At 62.4% G+C, this 21,451-nt stretch carries 20 protein-coding genes and 1 riboswitch; of the genes, 11 read left to right on the top strand and 9 right to left on the bottom strand.

The features are described 5' to 3' along the window. Nucleotides 1-128 precede the first annotated feature (128 nt). The 3 genes from fdhF to ISP20_RS07580 are packed head-to-tail and all read left to right on the top strand — an operon-like array spanning nt 129 to nt 4,125. Complete coding sequence (gene fdhF / locus ISP20_RS07590) at nt 129-3,053, top strand: formate dehydrogenase subunit alpha (protein ID WP_204635446.1); 2,925 nt, start codon at nt 129-131, stop codon at nt 3,051-3,053. After that, on the top strand, nt 3,050-3,898 hold the full coding sequence (gene fdhD / locus ISP20_RS07585; RefSeq protein ID WP_239535425.1) for a formate dehydrogenase accessory sulfurtransferase FdhD: 849 nt from the start codon (nt 3,050-3,052) through the stop codon (nt 3,896-3,898). Before fdhF ends, fdhD begins: the two co-directional genes overlap by 4 nt. Then, the gene (locus ISP20_RS07580) at nt 3,895-4,125 is read left to right on the top strand and encodes a formate dehydrogenase subunit delta (protein ID WP_204635444.1); all 231 of its coding nucleotides are present in this window, start codon (nt 3,895-3,897) and stop codon (nt 4,123-4,125) included. The genes fdhD and ISP20_RS07580 overlap by 4 nt, the downstream gene beginning before the upstream one ends. A gap of 111 nt (nt 4,126-4,236) precedes the next feature. Here ISP20_RS07580 and ISP20_RS07575 read toward each other — a convergent pair whose 3' ends face one another. After that, nucleotides 4,237-4,773 (bottom strand): molybdopterin-dependent oxidoreductase, encoded by a 537-nt coding sequence (locus ISP20_RS07575; RefSeq protein WP_204635443.1) that lies wholly within the window; start codon nt 4,771-4,773, stop codon nt 4,237-4,239. Nucleotides 4,774-4,974: 201 nt separating this feature from the next. Between ISP20_RS07575 and ISP20_RS07570 the strand changes: the two genes are divergently transcribed. Genes ISP20_RS07570 through ISP20_RS07550 form a run of 5 tightly spaced genes read left to right on the top strand, consistent with a single transcriptional unit; the run spans nt 4,975 to nt 9,131 of the window. Then, nucleotides 4,975-5,133 carry a periplasmic nitrate reductase, NapE protein gene (locus ISP20_RS07570; RefSeq protein WP_338030975.1) on the top strand — a complete coding sequence of 53 codons (159 nt, stop codon included), beginning with the start codon at nt 4,975-4,977 and terminating at the stop codon, nt 5,131-5,133. Nucleotides 5,134-5,160: 27 nt separating this feature from the next. Further along, nucleotides 5,161-5,457: a chaperone NapD gene (locus ISP20_RS07565; RefSeq protein ID WP_204635442.1), complete on the top strand. Its 297-nt coding sequence runs from the start codon at nt 5,161-5,163 to the stop codon at nt 5,455-5,457. Next, nucleotides 5,454-7,955 carry a periplasmic nitrate reductase subunit alpha gene (napA, locus tag ISP20_RS07560; protein WP_239535424.1) on the top strand — a complete coding sequence of 834 codons (2,502 nt, stop codon included), beginning with the start codon at nt 5,454-5,456 and terminating at the stop codon, nt 7,953-7,955. Before ISP20_RS07565 ends, napA begins: the two co-directional genes overlap by 4 nt. Nucleotides 7,956-7,965: 10 nt before the next feature. Further along, nucleotides 7,966-8,529, top strand: coding sequence for a nitrate reductase cytochrome c-type subunit (locus ISP20_RS07555; RefSeq protein WP_204635441.1), 564 nt, complete (start codon nt 7,966-7,968; stop codon nt 8,527-8,529). 2 nt (nt 8,530-8,531) lie between these two features. Further along, nucleotides 8,532-9,131 (top strand): cytochrome c3 family protein, encoded by a 600-nt coding sequence (locus tag ISP20_RS07550; protein WP_204635440.1) that lies wholly within the window; start codon nt 8,532-8,534, stop codon nt 9,129-9,131. A 179-nt stretch (nt 9,132-9,310) separates the two neighbouring features. On the opposite strand, the gene ISP20_RS07545 is transcribed toward ISP20_RS07550, so the two are convergent. Then, nucleotides 9,311-9,730: a VOC family protein gene (locus ISP20_RS07545; protein WP_204635439.1), complete on the bottom strand. Its 420-nt coding sequence runs from the start codon at nt 9,728-9,730 to the stop codon at nt 9,311-9,313. A 190-nt stretch (nt 9,731-9,920) separates the two neighbouring features. Next, nucleotides 9,921-10,028, top strand: a riboswitch (glycine riboswitch). Between the two features lie 53 nt (nt 10,029-10,081). Here ISP20_RS07545 and gcvP point away from each other — a divergent pair. Then, a complete protein-coding gene (gene gcvP / locus ISP20_RS07540) occupies nt 10,082-12,973 on the top strand; it encodes an aminomethyl-transferring glycine dehydrogenase (RefSeq protein ID WP_204635438.1) in 2,892 nt (963 codons plus the stop codon). A gap of 72 nt (nt 12,974-13,045) precedes the next feature. Here gcvP and ISP20_RS07535 read toward each other — a convergent pair whose 3' ends face one another. Further along, entirely contained in the window at nt 13,046-13,507 is a 462-nt protein-coding gene (locus ISP20_RS07535; protein WP_204635437.1) for a hypothetical protein, read from the bottom strand. Nucleotides 13,508-13,983: 476 nt separating this feature from the next. Between ISP20_RS07535 and ISP20_RS07530 the strand changes: the two genes are divergently transcribed. Continuing rightward, complete coding sequence (locus tag ISP20_RS07530; RefSeq protein WP_204635436.1) at nt 13,984-15,342, top strand: carbohydrate-binding protein; 1,359 nt, start codon at nt 13,984-13,986, stop codon at nt 15,340-15,342. A gap of 710 nt (nt 15,343-16,052) precedes the next feature. Here the strand turns inward: ISP20_RS07530 and ISP20_RS07525 are convergent. The 5 genes from ISP20_RS07525 to ISP20_RS07505 all read right to left on the bottom strand — a co-directional run bounded on the left by ISP20_RS07525 (nt 16,053) and on the right by ISP20_RS07505 (nt 20,051). Further along, nucleotides 16,053-16,811 carry a DUF3800 domain-containing protein gene (locus ISP20_RS07525; RefSeq protein WP_204635435.1) on the bottom strand — a complete coding sequence of 253 codons (759 nt, stop codon included), beginning with the start codon at nt 16,809-16,811 and terminating at the stop codon, nt 16,053-16,055. Beyond that, the gene (locus ISP20_RS07520; protein ID WP_204635434.1) at nt 16,812-17,321 is read right to left on the bottom strand and encodes a hypothetical protein; all 510 of its coding nucleotides are present in this window, start codon (nt 17,319-17,321) and stop codon (nt 16,812-16,814) included. A gap of 241 nt (nt 17,322-17,562) precedes the next feature. Then, a complete protein-coding gene (locus tag ISP20_RS07515) occupies nt 17,563-17,877 on the bottom strand; it encodes a HigA family addiction module antitoxin (RefSeq protein ID WP_204635433.1) in 315 nt (104 codons plus the stop codon). Between the two features lie 139 nt (nt 17,878-18,016). After that, a complete protein-coding gene (locus tag ISP20_RS07510; protein ID WP_204635432.1) occupies nt 18,017-18,361 on the bottom strand; it encodes a hypothetical protein in 345 nt (114 codons plus the stop codon). A 985-nt stretch (nt 18,362-19,346) separates the two neighbouring features. Then, nucleotides 19,347-20,051, bottom strand: coding sequence for a DUF2968 domain-containing protein (locus ISP20_RS07505; RefSeq protein ID WP_204635431.1), 705 nt, complete (start codon nt 20,049-20,051; stop codon nt 19,347-19,349). Between the two features lie 245 nt (nt 20,052-20,296). On the opposite strand from ISP20_RS07505, the gene ISP20_RS07500 reads away from it, so the two are divergent. Continuing rightward, nucleotides 20,297-20,518: a TonB-dependent receptor gene (locus ISP20_RS07500; protein WP_204635430.1), complete on the top strand. Its 222-nt coding sequence runs from the start codon at nt 20,297-20,299 to the stop codon at nt 20,516-20,518. A gap of 325 nt (nt 20,519-20,843) precedes the next feature. On the opposite strand, the gene ISP20_RS07495 is transcribed toward ISP20_RS07500, so the two are convergent. Further along, the gene (locus tag ISP20_RS07495; protein WP_204635429.1) at nt 20,844-21,362 is read right to left on the bottom strand and encodes a 2'-5' RNA ligase family protein; all 519 of its coding nucleotides are present in this window, start codon (nt 21,360-21,362) and stop codon (nt 20,844-20,846) included. Nucleotides 21,363-21,451: the final 89 nt, after the last annotated feature.

The raw sequence follows: 21,451 nt of genomic DNA, 5'->3' as shown, positions 1-21,451 counted from the left end.
AAAGAGCACGACCTGCTCTGTCGCGACCATCGATCCGTGCCGCTCCTGGATTCCCGCCTGCGCCGGAATGACGGTGAGGGAAATGAATGCTCGGGCAAACGTTGAATTAGGTTCCTGGGAGTTACCTTATGCTGTCCATCGTCGAAATCGATCTCGGCACTCCTAAATCGCTATCGCAAACGATGGTGTCGCTGGACATCGACGGCCGGCGCATCGAAGTGCCCGAAGGCACCTCGGTCATGCGCGCTGCCGCGCAGGCTGGCATCAGCATTCCCAAACTGTGCGCCACCGAGATGCTCGACGCGTTCGGTTCATGCCGCCTGTGCCTGGTCGAGATCGACGGACGCAAAGGCTACCCCGCCTCGTGCACCACCCCGGTCAGCGAAGGCATGAAGGTGGCCACGCAGACGCCCAAGCTCGCCGAGATCCGCCGCGGCGTGATGGAGCTGTATATCTCCGATCACCCGCTGGACTGCCTCACGTGCCCCGCCAACGGGCACTGCGAGTTGCAGGACATGGCCGGCGTGGTGGGCCTGCGCGATGTGCGCTACGGCTACGACGGCGCCAATCATGTTTATGCGCGCATCCCTGCGCGCGACGATCAAGAAGCGGCCATCCATGGCCGCACTCGTCAAACAGTGCCCAATCCGCTGTTCTCACCGAAGGACGAATCCAATCCCTACTTCACCTTCGATCCTTCCAAGTGCATCGCCTGCTCACGCTGCGTGCGCGCCTGCGACGAGGTGCAGGGTACGTTTGCGCTGACCATCCAAGGCCGTGGTTTCGAATCCAAAGTGGCGGCCAGCCAGGACAACCGCTTCCTCGATTCCGAATGCGTATCGTGCGGCGCCTGCGTACAGGCCTGCCCCACCGCCACGCTCTCCGAGAAGTCGCTGATCGACAAAGGCCAGGCCGAGCACAGCGTGGTCACCACCTGCGCCTATTGCGGCGTGGGCTGCAGCTTCCGCGCCGAGATGAAAGGCCAGGAAATCGTGCGCATGGTGCCGAACAAGGACGGCCATGCGAACCATGGCCACTCCTGCGTGAAGGGCCGCTTCGCGATCGGCTACGCCACGCACCCGGATCGCATTACCACGCCCATGATCCGCGCCAAGATCTCCGATCCATGGCGCGTGGTGAGCTGGGAAGAAGCGATCGGCCACGTCGCCAGCGAGTTCAAGCGCCTGCAGGGGACGTACGGCAAGCACGCCATCGGCGGCATCACCTCGTCGCGTTGCACGAACGAGGAAACCTACCTCGTGCAGAAGCTCGTACGCGCCGGCTTCGGCAACAACAACGTGGATACCTGCGCCCGCGTCTGCCATTCGCCCACCGGCTACGGCCTCAAGGCCACCCTGGGTGAATCGGCCGGCACCCAGGACTTCGATTCCATCCGCGCCACCGACGTGGTGCTGGTGATCGGTGCCAACCCCACCGACGCGCACCCGGTCTTCGGCTCGCAGATGAAGCAGCGCCTGCGCGCGGGTGCCAAGCTCATCGTGATCGACCCGCGCCGCATCGACCTGGTGCGCACGCCGCACATCAAGGCCGACTACCACCTGCGCCTGCGTCCTGGCACGAACGTGGCGGTGCTCGACACGCTGGCCCATGTGATCGTCACCGAAGGCCTGGTCGACGAGGACTTCGTGGCGCGTCGCTGCGAACCCGAAGCATTCGCCAAGTGGCGCACTTTCGTAGCGCAGGAAAAATACAGCCCCGAAGCGATGGAAAGCGTCACCGGCGTGCCGGCCGAACTGGTGCGCGGCGCTGCCCGCCTCTATGCCACCGGCGGCAACGGCGCCATCTATTACGGCCTGGGCGTCACCGAACACGCGCAAGGCTCCACCTCGGTGATGGCGATTGCCAATCTCGCCATGGCCACCGGCAATATCGGCCGCGAAGGCGTCGGCGTGAATCCGCTGCGCGGCCAGAACAACGTGCAGGGCTCCTGCGACATGGGCTCGTTCCCGCACGAGTTCCCCGGCTATCGCCATGTCGGCGATGCCGCCGTGCGCCAGTCCTTCGAGCAGGCCTGGGGCGTACCGCTGTTGAGCGAGCCCGGCCTGCGCATTCCCAATATGTTCGAGGCTGCGCTCGATGGCAGCTTCAAGGGCCTGTACATCGAGGGCGAGGACATTGCGCAGTCCGATCCCGATACCCAGCACGTGACCGCCGCGCTGACTTCGATGGAATGCATCGTGGTGCAGGACCTGTTCCTCAACGAGACGGCGAAGTTCGCCCACGTCTTCCTGCCGGGCAGTTCGTTCCTGGAAAAGGACGGCACCTTCACCAACGCCGAGCGGCGCATGTCGCTGGTGCGCAAGGTGATGGAACCCCAGGGTGGCTACGCCGACTGGGAGATCACCCAACTGCTGGCCAATGCCATGGGCTATCCCATGCACTACACGCACGCCTCGCAGATCCTCGATGAAATTGCACGGTTGACGCCCACCTTCCACGGCGTGAGCTTCGAGAAGATCGAAGCGCTCGGTTCCGTGCAATGGCCGTGCAACGACGAGCATCCCGATGGCACGCCGGTGATGCATGTCGACGAGTTCGTGCGCGGCAAGGGCCGCTTCATGCTGACCGAGTACGTGGCGACCACCGAGAAGGTGAGCGCCGAGCACCCGCTGATCCTCACCACCGGCCGCATCCTCAGCCAGTACAACGTGGGTGCGCAGACGCGCCGCACGGCCAACGTGATGTGGCACGACGAAGACCGGCTGGAAATCCATCCGCACGATGCCGAAGAACGCGGCATCACCGATGACGACTGGGTCGGCATCGTCAGTCGCGCCGGCGAAACCGTGCTGCGCGCCGTCGTCTCCGAACGCATGCAACCGGGCGTGGTCTACACCACGTTCCACTTTCCCGGTTCGGGCGCCAACGTCATCACCACCGAGAATTCGGACTGGGCCACCAACTGCCCCGAGTACAAGGTGACCGCCGTGCAGGTGACGCGCGTAAGCCAGCCATCCGAATGGCAGAAGCGCTATCGCGCGTTCAGCGAAGCGCAGGAGGCGCTGCTGGAACAGTCGGCGAAGCCTGCTTGAGCAGCGTCGAACAGGAAGAAACCTCCCGCGGCTACGCCGTGCGTGCGGTGGACCGCTGGCGAAACGGCGCCTCCTCGCACGAGGACGATTGCATTGCCGAGGAAGTGCCGGTGGCGATGGTCTACAACGGCGCCACCTTCGCGGTGATGATGGCCTCGCCGCACGACCTGGACGATTTCGCGCTGGGTTTCTCGCTGACCGAGCGGCTGATCGGCGACCCGTCACAGTTGCTGCAGCTGGAAACGCATGCGCTGATCGAAGGCATCGAACTGTCGATGCGCGTCACCGACAACGCACCCGGCGCCCATCTGGACCAGGAACGCCAGCGCCTGCTGCCCGGCCGCAGCGGCTGCGGCATCTGCGGCACGCGGGAACTGGAAAACGCCGTGCGCCACGACGGTGCGGTGGGCGAAGGCGTGGCGATTTCGCGCGACGCACTCGAGGCCGCGCTGCGGGAGCTGAAGGAACGCCAGCCGATGAACCTGGCCACCGGTGCCGTGCACGCGGCCGCATGGGCCGATACGGCGGGACGCATTCTCCTCGTCCGCGAAGACGTGGGCCGCCATAACGCGCTGGATAAACTCATCGGCGCGATCCATCGCGCCGGCATCGACGTCAACACCGGCTTCGCCCTGGTCACCAGCCGCGCCAGCTACGAAATGGTCACCAAGGCCGCCAGCGCCGGCATCGCCCTGCTGGCCGCCATTTCCGCGCCCACCGCACTGGCCATCGAACTGGCGCGCAGCGCAGGCATCACCCTGGTCGGCTTTGCCCGACCCGGCAGCCACAACGTCTACACGCACCCCGGCCGCCTGCTGGCCGCCGAGTCACGCGAGCACTCATGAGAATCGAACGACTGATCACCATGGCGAACGACATCGCCACCTATTTCACCGTCGAGCCCGATCACGCGGCGGCGGTGGCGAGTGTGCGCGATCACCTGACGCGATTCTGGGATCCGGTCATGCGGCGGCAGCTGAAGAGCTACCTTGCTGACGGTGGCGAAGGCTTGATCCCGCTCGCGCAGGAAGCAGTGAGCGCGCTGCAGCTGCCGCCCGTAGACGCGACTTAGCGCATCCTTTGTGGGAGCGCACTTGTGCGCGACCATTCCGCCACGGCGGTTCCGCTCCGCCAGGTTGTCGCGCACAAGTGCGCTCCCACAGGGGTTTCGGCAGCCCAAACCTCAAGGACGCTGCGTCGTCCCGCCGTCCACCACCTCGATCATCGTCACGTTGCGCACCCATCGCGCCGGCCGCTTGTCGCCCGGCACCAGCAGGCGCAGCGGACCATCCTTGTCCAGCGGCTTGCCGTCACGCGTATCCACCAGCAGCACCTGCGTGTGACCCAGCGTGGCATCCAGGTCGGCCAATCCAAACACCACTTGGTACTGATCGGCGGCCGTGACGCGCACGAACGAGGCCAGCGCCTTGCCTCGCAGGGGCTTGTCGAGCGACACGCCGGCCCGCGACAAGATGTCTTCGAGACGAACGCCGCCCCATTGGCTGGCCGGCTCGTCATGCGCCGCGGCGGTCACCTGCTCATGTGGCATGCCGGCCAGCGTTTTCGCATCCAGCGACAAAGCGGGCTTGCCCGGCGCGACCAGCTGCACCGTTGCCGTGCCTGTCGTGACAGGAGCTTCCGCCGCGTGCACCGCAAGGATCCCGCATGCGCCAAGCAACACGAAGCCCAGGGCAAATCGATTCCACGTCTGCCTTGCCATGCCAGATCCTCTTGTGAATTCACACGGCTTTCACCGCTGCGGAAAAACAGGAAGCGTACACTCGGGAAGCGCGCGAAAGCATGCCTTGCCGGGCATGGCTTGGCACTACCTGGCTGATCCAGATCAGCCGCCCAGGGGAACGAATGTTTTAGTTTACCGCGCAGATCTTGAGTATCGCCGTCCTGCTTGATGGAGGTGCGCGTGGAACCCAGCACGGTCGTCGACACCCGCAAACAGGAACGGATGACCTTCCTGTTGCTGCTCCTGTTGTTTCCCGTGCTGTCGGTGATGTTCATCGCAGCGTTCGGTTTCGCCGTGTGGTTCTGGCAAATGTTCGTCAGCGGACCGCCTCACGTCTGAGGTCGCGCCATCCTGCAGGGGAATGCCATGAAGGACGAACATCACATCTCCAGCCTGGTCGTGCTGCACCGGCCCGATGCGGTCGATGTTCTCACCGCCTTTGTCGAGCTTCGCGACACCCTGGAGATTGCCATCCAGGGCGAATGTCGCTGCGTGATGGTGTGCGAAACCGACAACCAGCGTGCCGTGATGGATCACATCGAAGCGATGGAAGCGCTGCCCGGCATCATCAACGTGTCGTTGATCTACCACCATGTGGAGTCTCACGACGTCATGGACGAACTCGTGTCTTCGGACGCATCACTTCAGGGAGCCGGCGTATGACTTTGTCCATGACGCGACGCGAATTCATCCGCAACACCGCCGTGGCGGTGGCGGCAAACGTGGCCGGGCTGGCCCTGCCGGCGAGCGCGACCAACGTCCTGCTCGAAGGCGACATGGTCCAGCTCAAATGGAGCAAGGCACCGTGTCGATTCTGCGGCACCGGCTGCGGCGTCAACGTGGCGGTGAAGGATGGCCGCGTGGTAGCGACCCACGGCGACCAGCTGTCCGAGGTCAATCGCGGCATCAATTGCGTGAAGGGCTATTTCCTCTCCAAGATCATGTACGGCGCCGACCGCCTCACCGCGCCCATGCTGCGCAAGAAGAACGGCGTCTACGCGAAGGACGGCACGTTTACCGAAGTCAGCTGGGACGAAGCCTTTGATGTCATGGCGCAGCAATTCAAGCGCGTGCTGAAGGAAAAGGGCCCGGAAGCCGTGGGCATGTTCGGCTCCGGCCAATGGACGGTATGGGAAGGCTACGCCGCCAACAAGTTGCTCAAGGGCGGCTTCCGCAGCAACACGCTCGACCCCAATGCACGCCACTGCATGGCCTCCGCCGTGATGGGCTTCATGCGCACGTTCGGCATGGACGAGCCGATGGGCTGCTACGACGACATCGAAGCCACCGATGCGTTCGTGCTGTGGGGCTCGAACATGGCGGAGATGCACCCGATCCTGTGGACGCGCGTGACCGACCGGCGATTGTCCAACCCCAACGTCAAGGTAGCCGTGTTGTCGACGTTCGAGCATCGCAGCTTCGAGCTGGCCGATATTCCGATCGTGTTCACGCCGCAGACGGACCTGGTGATCCTCAACTACATCGCCAACCACATCATCAAGACCAACCGCGTCAACAAGGATTTCGTCGACAAGCACACCACCTTCAAGCGCGGCGTCACCGACATCGGCTACGGACTGCGTCCGGATAACCCGCTGGAGGAGAACGCCAAGAATTCGAAGGACCCGACTGGCAGCGAGCCGATCGACTTCGCGCAGTTTGCCGCGTTCGTCGCGCCCTACACGCTCGAAAAAACCGTGGAAATGACCGGCGTGGACAAAGGCTGGCTGGAACAGCTGGCCGAGCTGTACGCCAATCCGAACATCAAGGTGGTGTCGTTCTGGACCATGGGCTTCAACCAGCACACGCGCGGCACGTGGGCCAACAACATGGTCTACAACATCCACCTGCTGACGGGAAAGATCTCCACGCCGGGCAACAGCCCGTTCTCGCTGACCGGCCAGCCGTCCGCCTGTGGAACGGCGCGCGAAGTGGGCGTGTTCAGCCACCGCCTGCCGGCCGACATGGTGGTGACCAATCCGGAGCATCGCAAGCATGCCGAGGAGATCTGGAAGATCCCGCACGGCATCATCCAGCCGAAACCGGGCTACCACGCCGTGCAGCAGAACCGCATGCTGCGCGACGGCAAGCTCAACGCCTATTGGGTGTTGTGCAACAACAACGTGCAGGCCGGCGCGAACCTGATGCAGGAGACGTACGCGGGCTATCGCGATCCACGCAACTTCGTGGTGGTGTCCGATGCCTATCCCACGGTCACCGCGCAGTCGGCCGACCTGATTCTTCCTGCTGCCATGTGGGTGGAGAAAGAAGGCGCCTACGGCAACGCCGAGCGGCGCACGCAGTTCTGGCACCAGTTGGTCAAAGCGCCGGGGCAGGCCCGTTCGGATCTGTGGCAGCTGATGGAATTCTCCAAACGCTTCACCACCGACGAATGCTGGCCGGCCGAGATCCTCGCCGCCAATCCGCAGTTCAAGGGCAAGACCTTGTTCGACGTGCTGTTCAAGAACGGCAACGTCGACAAGTTCCCCACCACGGAAATGGAAGCGGGATACGACAACGACGAGGCCGCCGCGTTCGGCTTCTACGTGCAGAAGGGCTTGTTCGAGGAATACGCCACCTTCGGTCGCGGTCACGGCCATGACCTCGCGCCGTTCGACGATTATCACAAGGCGCACGGCCTGCGCTGGCCGGTGGTCGATGGCAAGGAAACGCGCTGGCGTTATCGCGAAGGCTCCGACCCTTATGTGAAAGCCGGCACGGAGTTCCAGTTCTACGGCAACCCGGACGGGCGCGCCGTGATCTGGGCCCTGCCGTACGAGGCGCCGCCCGAAATACCGGACAAGGAATACGACCTGTGGCTGGCGACCGGCCGCGTGCTGGAGCACTGGCACTCGGGTTCGATGACCATGCGCGTGCCCGAGTTGTATCGCGCGTTCCCCGAAGCCGTGGTGTTCATGAACCCGGACGACGCCCGCTCGCGCGGACTCAAGCGCGGCGACGAGGTGAAGGTGATCTCGCGCCGTGGCGAAATGCGTTCACGCGTTGAGACGCGCGGCCGCAACAAGCCACCGCAGGGCTTGGTGTTCGTACCGTGGTTCGATGCCGGCCAGCTGATCAACAAGGTGACGCTGGATGCCACCGACCCGATCTCCAAGCAGACCGATTACAAGAAGTGCGCGGTCAAAGTCGTGGCGGTCTAGGGAGATTACGATGCGACAGAAGCCTTTGATCGTCATCCTTGCACTGGTCGTGCTGGTCGCGGCCGCCATTGGATTTGCCGTGGGCCGGAAATCCTCGCCGGAGCCACGCGTGGTCTCCTCCCCGCCCACCGCCTCACCGGCCATCGCCAGCACCGCCGAACCCGTGCACGCAGGCGATCAGATCGACGCCATCCGCCGCGGCGCGCCGGTGAACCAGGAGATCGCCGCACCGTTGATGGCCCGCGTGGAGAACGCGGACATCAAGCGCGTCCGCGCCTATCCGATGCAGCCGCCGACGATCCCGCATTCCATCGACAACTACCAGATCGACAAGAATTCCAACCGCTGCCTGCTGTGCCACGCACGCGCCAACGCGGACAAGTTCCAGGCGCCGCCGGTCAGCGTCACCCATTACATGGATCGCAACGACCAGTTCCTCGCCACCATTTCGCCGCGCCGATATTTCTGCAACCAGTGCCACGTGGTGCAGACCGACGCCAAGCCACTCGTCGCCAACAACTTCAAGGATATCGACAGCATCCTGTCCGAAGAACACGACAAGAAGGCGAACTGACCATGTGGCCACGAATCAAGCGATGGCTCGCCGCGTTGTGGCGGACCATCCGCCGCCCCAGCATCCATTACAGCCTGGGCTTTCTCACGCTGGGCGGGTTCATCGCGGGCGTGCTGTTCTGGGGCGCATTCAACACGGGATTGGAGCTGACCAACACCGAGGCGTTCTGCACCGGCTGCCATGAAATGCGCGACAACGTCTTCCAGGAATTGAAGACGACCATCCACTACACCAACCGCTCGGGCGTGCGGGCGACCTGTCCCGACTGCCATGTGCCGCATCAGTGGACGGACAAGATCGCGCGCAAGATGCAGGCCTCCAAGGAGGTCTACGGCAAGATTTTCGGCACCGTGGACACGCGCGAGAAATTCCTCGATCACCGGCTGGAACTGGCCCAGCACGAATGGGCGCGATTGAAAGCCAACGATTCGCTGGAGTGTCGAAATTGCCATAACTACACGTCGATGGATTTGACGCGGCAATCGACGCGTGCGGCGGAGATCCACAAGCGCTGGCTTGGCTCTGGCGAGAAGACCTGCATCGATTGCCACAAGGGCATTGCGCATCACTTGCCGGATATGACGGGAGTTCCGCAGGGATAGGCTGCTTCCGGTGAACTGATCGCCCGGATGCAGGATATCGCTACTGGATTCCGGCCTGCGCCGGAATGACGAGAGGGATAGGAAGGCCGCTCATTGCGTCACCTTTCCTGCTCGTCATTCCGGCGCAGGCCGGAATCCAGTAGCGACGCGTCCGAAGCAGCAACAAACCCTCACGCCTTTCAGCCCCCGGCGGGCCCCTTCAACTCCACCATGTTCCCCTGCGGGTCATACAGGTAGATCGACGGCCCCTCGCCCTTCGCCCCATAGCGCGAACCGATGTCCCCCACGCGCACGCCATGCGCCTTGAGGTGCGCCACGATGGCCGCCTCGTCGTAATTTTCCACCTGCAGGCACAGGTGATCCATGTTGTGCCCCTGTTCGCCCGGCCCCGCGCCGCCCAGCCGGCCGAGCTTGCTGTCCAGCGCCACCAGGTCGATCAGCGAATCGCCGGCGCGCAGCTGGACCAGGCCGATCTCGTCCTGGCGACGTTCCTCGCGACAACCGAGCACCTCGCAATAGAAACGCTGCATGGCCTCGGTGTCGCGCACGCGCAGCACCACGTGATCGATCCGGGCCAGTTGGAACGGGGGCTTGGACATGGTGGGGTCCAGTAAGGCGAGGCCGCCATCTTATGCCGTTTGAGACTCCCGCCACATGAGCCGGCGGCTGGGGAGGCATTCCCGGCCAAGGCATCTTATAATCGCCGTTTAGCGTGTGGTGGGAGAAGCAGCGCAAGCTGCTGCCGACGGCGTAACGCCCGTAATCGCTCAGGCCCCAGACCATCACCCGCACGAACACTCTGGAGAGACCGGTTGAATCCGGCGCCGAAGGGGCACGAAGCCAAGCTCGCTGAGCCGTCGCTTCCAAACTCTCAGGCAAAAGGACAGAGGGGCGCTCCACGTGCGGCTTGCACGTCCGGCCTGTATGGGCCATTTCCGGACGCCCCTGTCATGAGTCAGAAAGCCAATCCTTCCCTGCGCGACCTCGAGCACCACGACGCCTTCATCGAGCGCCACATCGGCCCCAACGACGCCGAAATCGCCACCATGCTCGGCGTGGTCGGCTACGACTCGCTGGAAGCGATGACCGACGCCATCGTGCCGGGCAAGATCAAGTCGCCGGCGCCGCTGGCCCTGCCCTCGCCGATCACCGAAGTGGAAGCGCTGGCCAAGATCCGCGCCATCGCCGACAAGAACCAGGTGTTCCGCAGCTTCATCGGCCAGGGCTACTACGGCACGCTGACCCCGAACGTCATCCTGCGCAACATCCTGGAAAACCCGGCGTGGTACACGGCCTATACGCCGTACCAGGCCGAGATCTCGCAGGGCCGCATGGAAGCGCTGATCAACTTCCAGACCATGTGCGCCGACCTCACCGGCATGGAGATCGCCAACGCGTCCCTGCTCGATGAAGGCACCGCCGCCGCCGAAGCGATGACGCTGGCCAAGCGCTCGACCAAGTCCAAGTCCAACCTGTTCTTCGTCTCCAACGCCGTGCACCCGCAGACGCTGGAAGTGATCAAGACCCGCGCCGAAGCGATGGGCATCGACCTGCACATCGGCGACGACAGCGAAGCCACCAGCGTCGACAGCTACGGCGTGCTGCTGCAGTACCCCAACACCTTCGGCCAGATCAACGACTACAAGGCGCTGGCCGATGCCGTGCACAAGCGCCATGGCGTGGTCTGCGTGGCCACCGACCTGCTCGCCCTCACGCTGATCGCCGCGCCGGGCGAATGGGGCGCCGACATCGTGGTCGGCAACACCCAGCGTTTCGGCGTGCCGTTCGGCTTCGGCGGTCCGCATGCCGCGTTCATGGCCTGCCGCGACAGCTACAAGCGCTCGATGCCGGGCCGCCTGATCGGCGTCTCCATCGACGCCGAAGGCAAGCCGGCCTACCGCCTCACCCTGCAGACGCGCGAACAGCACATCCGCCGCGAGAAGGCCACCTCCAACATCTGCACCGCGCAGGTGCTGCTGGCCGTGATGGCGAGCATGTACGCCGTCTATCACGGTCCGGAAGGCCTGGTGCGCATCGCCCGTCGCGTGCACCGCCTCGCCGCGATCCTTGCCGGTGCATTGCGCGATAAGGGCGTCACCGTCGGTCCGGATTTCTTCGACACGCTGCACGTGGTCAATGTCGATGCCGCCGCCATCCACGCGAAGGCACAGGCCGCCGGCATCAACCTGCGCCAGATCGATGGCAAGAGCCTTGGCATCAGCCTCGATGAAACCACCACGCGCGCGGACGTCGCCGCCGTCGCTGCGCTGTTCGGCACCACCATCGCCGATATCGACGCGCTCGACGCCAAGACCAACGACGCCCTGCCCGCCGGCCTGGCCCGCACCAGCAAGTTCATGACGCACCCGGCCTTCAACACGCACCACAGCGAGCACGAACTGCTGCGCTACATGCGTTCGCTGGCCGACAAGGACCTGGCGATGGATCGCACCATGATCCCGCTGGGCAGCTGCACCATGAAGCTCAACGCCACCGCCGAGATGATCCCGGTGACGTGGCCGGAGTTCGGCAACATCCATCCGCTGGCCCCGGCCAACCAGGCCACGGGCTACAAGCAGCTGATCGACGAGCTGGAAGCGATGCTGGTGGAATGCACCGGCTACGACGCCGTGAGCCTGCAGCCGAACTCCGGCGCGCAAGGCGAATACGCCGGCCTGCTCGCCATTCGCGCCTATCACCGCTCGCGCGGCGAAGGCCATCGCGACATCTGCCTGATCCCCGAATCCGCGCACGGCACCAACCCGGCCTCCGCCCAGATGTGCGGCATGCAGGTGGTGGTGACCAAGTGCGATGCGAACGGCAACGTCGACGTCGCCGACATCCAGCGCGCTGCTGAAAAGTTCAGCGACCGCCTCGCCGCGCTGATGATCACCTACCCGTCCACGCACGGCGTGTTCGAGGAAGACATCGTCAAGATCTGCGAGATCGTGCACGAGCACGGCGGCCAGGTGTACACCGACGGCGCCAACATGAATGCGCTGGTCGGCGTGGCCAAGCCCGGCAAGTGGGGTTCGGACGTCTCGCACCTCAACCTGCACAAGACCTTCTGCATTCCGCACGGCGGCGGCGGCCCGGGCGTGGGCCCCTGCGCGGTGAAGTCGCACCTTGCTCCGTTCCTGCCGGGAACCTATGGCGCTGAAAGCACCGTGGGCATGGTGAGCGCGGCCAGCTACGGCTCCGCCTCGATCCTGCCGATCAGCTGGATGTACATCACCATGATGGGCAACGCCGGCCTGCGCCGTGCGACCCAGGTGGCGCTGCTCAACGCCAACTACGTCGCCAAGCGTCTTGCGCCGCATTACGAGACGCTCTACACCGGCCGCAACGGGCTGGTGGCGCACGAGTGCATCCTCGACCTGCGCCCGCTCAAGGACGCCACCGGCATCGGTGCGGAAGACGTGGCCAAGCGCCTGATCGACTTCGGCTTCCACGCACCGACGCTGAGCTTCCCGGTCGCTGGCACGCTGATGGTCGAGCCGACCGAAAGCGAATCGCAGTACGAGCTGGACCGCTTCATCGACGCCATGATCCAGATCCGCGACGAAATCCGCGCCGTGGACGAAGGCAAGCTCGATCGCGAAGACAACCCGCTCAAGCACGCCCCGCACACCGCCGTGATGGTGTCCGCTTCCGAGTGGACCCACGCCTACACCCGCGAACTGGCGGCCTTCCCGCTGCCCAGCCTGAAGTTCCAGAAGTACTGGTCGCCGGTGGCCCGCGTGGACAACGTCTACGGCGACAAGAACGTGTTCTGTAGCTGCGTGCCGGTGGAAGCGTTCAAGGGCGAGATCGAAGCGTTCAGCGAGCCGAACGTGGCGTGATCTTTCCTGCAGCGTGAATGGAAAAAGGGCTCCGCATGCGGAGCCCTTTTTTGTTGAAGGCCATGCAGCACGTCAGGCGTTTGCGACAGCAGGCTCCTGTGCCTTGGCCGCGAGCATGCGATGGTAGGCAAACGTGCCGCGCACGCCATTGATGAAGCAGAACAGCAGCGCCACGGCCATCAAGATTCCAAAGTAAGCCTGCGGCTGCGTGGCAAACTGGAAAATCTTCTCCGCGACAAACAACGCCAGACCGATCACCGCGAACACCCGCGAGCGACGCCGGATGCGCCAGGCGATGATGACCAGCAACACGGCGTCGACGTAGGCGAGCGAATTGATCCCCATCACGCTGTGACTGGACAGCAAGCTGATGGTGGCGACGACGGCCGTCACGACCGCACAGAACGCTGCGGCCCAGACGCCCTGATTGGATGCCTGCTCGGCATCGGCGATGTTTCCGAAGGTCGGCCAGTACCAGCGGTCCTGCTTGTAACGCGATCCCATAACTCCCCCTGTGATTTCTTGCGACGACACCCCCGTGCCGACTTGGGGATGTTAAGCGGTATCTGCGGTTTCGGCACTCGGCCAGGTAAGGTAGCCAACCCCACCTAGAGACAACGTTGTCAGAAAAGTCTTTCGTGAAGGAAGTGTGGACGTCCAGACGTCCAGGCCAGATTTATTGCAAAGCAATATGACGTGTTCCCCCAATAATGGGGATCGAACAGAACTCGTCGCTGCAATGCACGAAAATCGCCCTGTTTCCAGCCACATTTCCCCTACAACCATGCGGGGCAATCTCGTCCACTGTTTCACAACTAGCGTCACAGTTTGCATTGCAGTTTGAGGACAACGTTGTCATCCGTGGACGCGAACAGACATTGCCGCACGCCGGACAAGTCGCGGTGCGCAGAGACACACAAGGGGATATTCACGCTCGCCGCCCAAGGGCTAAGGCTGGTCGCCACGGACACATCCGCCTTTCGATGCAGCACAAACCAGGAGACGATTTCATGCAGATGAAGCAATCGGCCGTTCGGTTACGCACGGCACTCCACGCGCTCGGCACCACTGCAGGCGGCGCCATGGCCATGAGCCTGATGACGCTCGCTCCCGTTCAAGCCGTACACGCGCAGGCCACCTGCGCCGCGGCCTGGAGCGCAAGCACGGTTTACACCGGCGGTCAGACCGCCAGCGAGAACGGCACCAACTACCTCGCCAACTGGTGGACGCAGGGCAATGATCCAGCCACCAACAGTGGCGGTCCTGGCTCCGGCCAACCGTGGACGTCGCAAGGCGCGTGTACGGGCGGATCGTCCGGTGGCGGCGGCACGGGCGGCGGCGGTACCGGAGGCGGTGGAACGGGTGGTGGCGGAACCGGCGGTGGCGGCACGGGTCCCACCAACCCGCCCGGCACCGGCGCGAACCTGGTGTTCAGTCCCTACAAGGACATCACCATCAACCTCAACTGGAACACCAACGTCATGCAGACCGCGGCGGCCACGGGCTCGTCGATTCCGGTGGTCGGCAGCGGCAGCCTGAAGTCCAACTATGTGACCAACCTCGGCGCCATCACCCTCGCCTTCGCCACCGGCGAATGCGGCAGCGAAAACTGGGGCGGCGTCCCCGGCGCCAGTTTTGCCAGCGCCAACATCTCCGCGCTTTCCAATGCCGGCGTGTCCTACATCGTCTCCACCGGCGGCCAGGCAGGCACCTTTACCTGCGGCAGCACCGCCAACTTCGCCACGTTCCTGTCGCGCTACATGTCGCCGAAGATGGTCGGCGTGGACTTCGACATCGAAGGCGGCCAATCGCAGACGACCATCAACAACCTTGTCGCTGCCGCGGTGTACGGCCAGTCGCTGTATCCGAACCTGCGCTTCTCCTTCACCCTCGCCACGCTGGGCGCGTCGGACGGCAGCTACGGTGGCGTCAACAGCCTCGGCGACATGGTGGTGAAGGCAATCAAGGCCTCCTCGCTGACCAACTACACCATCAACCTGATGGCGATGGACTATGGCTCATCGGCCGCCTCGTACCTGTGCGTCGTAGCGAACGGCAGCTGCGACATGGGCCAGTCGGCCATCCAGGCAGTGAAGAATCTCGAACACACCTACGGCATCTCGCCGAACAAGATCGAGATCACCCCGATGATCGGCATCAACGACGCATCCAGCGAAAACTTCACCATCGCCAACGCCGACGCCATCACCACCTACGCCGTCGCCAACGGCCTCGCCGGTATCCACTTCTGGTCACTCGACCGCGACACGCCGTGCAACCAGACGACGGCATCGCCTACCTGCAACTCCGTGCCCTCCACCACGCCGTTGCAGTACACGAAGCGGTTCTTGAGCGATCTGGGGCGCTAACTTAGCGTGCGGCGGACCACTGAGGTCCGCCGCCTTCGCTTCGCATCGGTACGCTTCCTACGCCGTGTGCGGGTCCCCACGATGCGGCTGATTGCCTCGCATCGGGAGAAACAGGACCGCGATTTAACTCCACTCTGACCCCAGTTTTCAGTTTCGGCTTCTCAGAGAGCCTATGAATGAGATTTCACTAGAACCTGGCTGCATCGTTGCAGCCACGCACTTAGACGTTCCGACACGCAGTTTCATGAAGTCACTGGATAATGCCGAAGCTCACCACTGGCCAAGTCTTGCCCGAATCGCCGGTTACTTGACAGCGAATCGCCGCGCGGAGAACAGCCCAAAGAAAAGCTGACAACCGTGTGCCCGCCGTATACGCAAGGCGCGCAATGTCCAATATGCCTTGCGAAAGTGCTTGGCTGCACCTGTCGGCTAGTAAGCCGATCTCGAGGCGAACATCGACAGCTTCGCCCACAGTTCTTGTGCCCCGCCTGTGGCCGCCGGAATCGCATCTGAAGCCTCGGCGAAGACTAGGAAGGGAACTGTGCCTGGAGAAGATCGACGGGCCGAAATAGACGTCTAGGCCCGCTGACTGAACGGGACATTCCACGGTAGTGGAAAAAGCAAGAACGCAGGTATACACTGGCATCAAGTCGGACTGGAAATTTCCGGTCGGCGCTAGGCCTCAAACTTCGGTTTGGGGCCTTTCGCTTTTATGGGGACACCTTTACACCCCATCCCTCTGCCCTACCCTGCTGATCTCGCCGAATCTTTTCAGCAATGATCTCGTATGCTCGATTAGCTTGGTTGGGGCGAAGCGATCTAATGCCCATAGGGCGGGCGCAGAGGTCGGCAATCTGCAGACCGATGGAGTTCGACAGCTTTGGAATCATGAGCAGGTCGAACGGCAGAGGACGCCCGCAAGCATTCTCACCGCCGCCGATTCTTGCAAACGCCTCCCCTAGCTGGGCATCTTCATTCGCACCGCGGCACTCAACAATGACCTTGGTGCGCTTGTTGGTCTGCCCTTTCGAGTGCAGATCCAGGAAAACACGTTCTAGTACGAAGCTCATGGCAACGTCGTAGGGATTGCGTGGCACCTGGTAACGCTCCACATAACGGTCCTTATGGATAACGCTGAAAACAAGCTTGAACCTTGCCCATGCCAAAAAGCCTGAAAGCTTCTCCTGGAACTCTTCACGATTCGCGACATCCTGAAGGAAAGCAAATTGATTCTTCGGCTTCCGAATGTCGTGCTCGTGCAATATGACCTCGTCGTGCCCCCAGAAATCCATCTTCAGAGTGTTTAAGGCAGGACAGATCGCTTCGATATATTCTCGTCGATTAAAAAGTGCTGCGCAGAGGACGAACACCGGGTAGTTGGCATCGATGCTCTTAAGTCCGTGATCCCCGCTCTCATCGATGAACACGATGTAGTCGCTGTAGGCCGAACCAGGAATAGCTATCGCCATTCAATTCCCTCCGATCCATTTCTCCAAGAGCTCGTCCGTGAGTCGATCTATCGTTGCTTTTGAGACACCGCTGGACATGACGAAGGTCTCCGCTAGCTGGCCGACCTCTCGTAGAAGCAGCAAAGCCTCATCGGCGATACGATCAAGGCGCTCAAGCAGTTCGTGGAATGCGCCATCGTTGATGACCGCATGCCCACTAGTCGCCCTGGATCTGTGGACAAGCCAATTCCGTTCGGCCAGCAACATCTGAAAACGGCCCTCCAGCGCACTCGATAGTTTGTCGGCCTTACGCAGCTTTGTGATAGTAGAGCCGAACGTCGCCGAGCTGGCCTTCTCGAACAGCGCGTTCCCAGCTTCTTCGCCCATTCCTCTGGTAGCTTGCGCTACTAGTACGAAGTATTGCGCCAGGGCGCCCTCAAGGATCTGAAGCTGCCACAGGGCATAGCCCACACGACTCGTGATCTCTGCTAAGCGATCCGCTCGTTCCAGCCTGGACGACAACAACTCCATTCTTTCTCTCCAATATCTCTATCGTTTCGAATACTGCCAGGAGCGGTCTCCGATCACCCGCTGGCTGGCTGAGTTATCGCTGCTTGAGGATTCATTGCACACCTATCCAGCAATTTCCCTCGCCATTAGAAACAGAAACCCGGGTCAGAATGAAACCCAGGTCAGAGTGGATCACCCCTGATTTCTGAGCCGCTCTGCCCTCTGTTTTCTCGCTCCTGTTTTTCCCCTTTCTCTAACTCGCTTAATCAACAAGAGGGCGATAGGCCCGAACCACAGGCTTTGCCCTTTCCAGATCGTACCGCGCCTGAAGTGCCAGCCAGTAAAAGGCGGTGGTGTCGAGGGCGAGGGAAAGGCGGATGGCGATCTTGGGGGTGATCGGGTGGGTGTCAGCGATGAAGGCTTTGATGTGGTCGGCGGGTATGCCAGTGCGACGGGCGAGTTGGGCGGGGTTGAGGGCGTTGGGGATGAGGTAGGCGTGCAGCAGGATGTCGCCGGGGGCTCGCAGGGGTTGCGAGGGGTCTACTTCCGAATGCGGGGTGAGCTGGATCAGTTCCATGGTGGTTCCTCCCTGTCGGACACGGCCGCGCAGCGGATAAGCGCTTACAGCGCTCCGTGTCAGTGAATGCTTGGCAGCTTCGTCGGTGATCGCCCGAATGCGGCGCATCGCCATGCTGGCCAATGCGCCGTAGCGGCGGTCATCGGAGGCGTGTGGTGTTCACTCGAGGCTCGTCACCGAGCAGGCGGGCGTACTGCTGCAGACAGTGGATCGCCGTGCCCAGGCTGGCCGTGACGGCCACGGGAAGCGGCCATAGCAGTGGTCTGCCGGGGAATCCCCGCGCCAGCGCGTGGCGGCACTGCTCGCTGTCCACACGCAGGCGCGTGAGGGCGAGCACCGCCAGGGCGATGTCGCCGCGAGTGCCATAACGCGGGGTTTCGGGCCATGCCACTGCCCTGGATGACGGGTCATCAGGCGGAGAAGTGAGGGTGTCGTCAGGGGGAACGGACGAGCGAATGCGTACCGTATGATCGCAGGTAGCCATGATCAACTTCCTAAGAGTTGGAGATGGTTAGCGGGTCGTGGGTGTTTCCAGCACTCACGGCCCGCGCCTCATGACCTGGTGGTCATGGTGACTCGCGAGACCGTACAACACGACAGCGCGAGTGACCGACTGACCCTAACAAGCAGGGTTGGCATGGTCTGTCAGGGAACGGCGAGATGGGTGTCCACCTGGACAAGGCAGTGCGTGACGGCGCCAGACCTATCGAATGTCGGCTGCATTCCCTTAGAGAACTTGAAGGCGGTGCACGCTCTCAAAAATGTGCTCGCAGATTCATGAATTTCTCCCTGGCACCTTTCCGTATGGGCACCTTTCCGTATGGCACCTTTCCGTATTCTGGAGCCCAGGCAACGCAGACAACACTATCTTCTATCCGGGCTTCGGTAAGTCGCCCAAGGGCCGAGGTACCTATGACAACGACAATTGATAAATTTTTGTTTGATGGAGGATTTCGATTGGAGAATTACTTCATTCGAGCAACTCCAGTATCGGAAGTACTCTGCTACGTTGACTCGGGAGGAAAGGAGTTTTACTTGCCAATCAGTGATGACGAACTAGCAGATGCCGCTATACGGCGATTGAAGGACCTAGGCGTTCGAATAGTCAAGGCTGGTTAGTGTCCCATCCAAGGTATCAAGGCCGAGCCTCTCGGCTTTGGGGCCACGGGACCGGAAAACGGGACGAGGTAGTTAAGCCGATGAGTACTACAACAACGGTCACTCAAGCGCACCACCGACGCCAGCAACGGCAACATGGGTTACTTCGAGTACGACGCCAACGGCAACCGCACCTTTGAGGGCTACACCAGCAAGAACGGTGCCTGGCCTTTCCAGCAATCGGTAGCAACCTACGATCAGCTCAATCGGCTGATTCGCATCCAGGACCCGCGTTGCGTCATCGATTATGAGTACGACGCGCAGGGCAAGATTGGGGCTTCTTTTGTGCTCTACTCACCCTTCCCTACGCCCTACTTCTTCCGAAGCCCTATCAACACACCACGATACCGCGGCAACTGCGCCGCACATGTGGAGTGCAGCTGGCCAATCTGACGAACGATGCGATTGGCATTCAGTTGTGCCTGCACGCGCGTGGCTTCGAGTTGTTTGATGTGATTGCGCAGGTCGCCTTCGCGCTCGATGGCGCGCTGCTTTTGCGCGGCGTTGCGTTGGATGTTGGCGCGCAGGCGCTCTGCTTTCGCCTGGGACTCGGCGATCACGTGCTGCAATTGCATGTTGGTTGCGTCGAGTTGGACGCGGCGCACTTCGCTGCGCGCCCGTTGGTTTACCTGGAGCGCGAATTCGTCGAATGCCCTTTCGGCGGCCTCGGCGTCGGATGATTTCATGGCGCGCCACAGCAGGTCGTCCATGAAGAGGGCCGCGTAGAACTTCAGTTCGGCACCGTGGAAAAGAAGACGCGCCGAGTGTCCAAAGCTGTGCAGTTCGCGCAGCTCGGTGAATGCGCCGTCCTGCGCGAGCGCTTCAACTTCTTCGATATCGGCCACTTCGACGGCGTCGTTGGGATCGTAGTGTCGCGACCAGGCGACGGGGCTGGCTTCCGGGGCGGCCAGATCGCCGTGGACATTGGCCTCGATGTCCGCGTCGGCAACGACCACGCTTTCGTCGTCACCGCGAAAGACCAAGGAAAACTCTCTCATCGATGACGTTTCACTCATGACCTTCTCTGTGTGCGACGACGAAGCTCAGGAACCGACCGATCAACGTCCGGGCCGGCGAAAGGCATGGCCAACCGGTTCGGCGTTGCCATGGTAACGGGGCAAGGAACTGCCAAGAAATGAGACCGTTCTTGAAATCGCGCCCACGATCGACAAGCGTCATGCGCCGACCCACCGGGGAAATTCACGCGGCGCGGCTCGCAAGGGAGTAGTGTCGAGTGGCACGATCTGCGGAGGGCACCATCATGGCCGACGTCGCCGGGATGACCAGCAATGGTTTCAACTACACGGCCGAATATCTGCTCGCCGTGCACGACAGTGTCTGTTGGGCTGCGACCTTCCGCTTGAACGGTATCTATCGTGGCATGCGCCACGGCCGGGTTTTTGCTGTGTCGTCGCTATCGACGACGGAACTTGAACTGGCGGTGCAGGACGATATCGAGGATACCTGGGTCAACGAGCATTGACGGCCGGCGCTTGCATCGCGGCCGCGCTGCGGTCCGGTTCAGGCATACGCTGACACCCTTCCCTTTTGCACCCAGGCGCACCCTTGCCCGTATGTGGACGTGCATTCGCTGTCAATCCGAGTTGACCTCGAAGGACGCGCTGCCGTCCATCGACAGCTTCGGCGGTTATTTCATGTGTCCGGTGTGCGGCCGGCGAAACGGTCTGCATCAACTCGGCAGTCGGCGAGACGACGCTACGCTTGCGCTCGAACAAGTGGACGAACCGGAATAGACCACCGCGCATGCGTGCTTTCCGAATGCGTGATCTTCGGAGGGTCGGCCGCGATCATTGCAGGAAGGGGAACTGCCCTTGCTCATGCCAGCGGCGATTGTCGCTCACCAGTAACGACATCGATTCGCACCAGCCGTAGACCGGACCGTGGTCGGCCAGTCGTGCTTCCAGTTCGTTGATGAGGGCAGCCTTCTCGTGTTGCACCTGGCGCGCCACTGACAGATGCGGCACAAAATCGGGAAACGCGCCCCCGCCCTTGGGGTGATCGGGAAACGCGCGTTCGAGCGCCGAGGCGATCTGGATGATCGGCTTGGCCGGTTCGGGCGCCAGCCACACGACGGAAGGAAACGTGCCGACGTGGGCGAGGCGGAACATCGGCGCGGGAATATCGGCCGCCACGTCGCGCAAGCGCGCCATCATGCCTGGCGTTATCAAGTCGCTATCGATGAAGGGATAGATGAGCGTGATATGCGCGCCCAGCCCGCGACGCGCCGAGGGGTCGTATTGATCGCGGAAGCTGCCGACCACGGCTTCGGCCTCGGGCACCAACAGCGCTAGCAGGGTACGCGCCATGGCTGGCTCGTCGCCTTCCTCAGGTTCGGCCGATGGCCGTGCACTTGCATTATGGCGCGGCGGACGACGGTGGCGACACCAACATGGCA

It is taken from the genome of Dyella kyungheensis, assembly GCF_016905005.1.
GTDB classification, from domain to species: Bacteria; Pseudomonadota; Gammaproteobacteria; order Xanthomonadales; family Rhodanobacteraceae; genus Dyella; species Dyella kyungheensis.
Note: the sequence above shows the minus strand (reverse complement) of the source record. Positions and strands in the feature narration are given on the sequence as shown.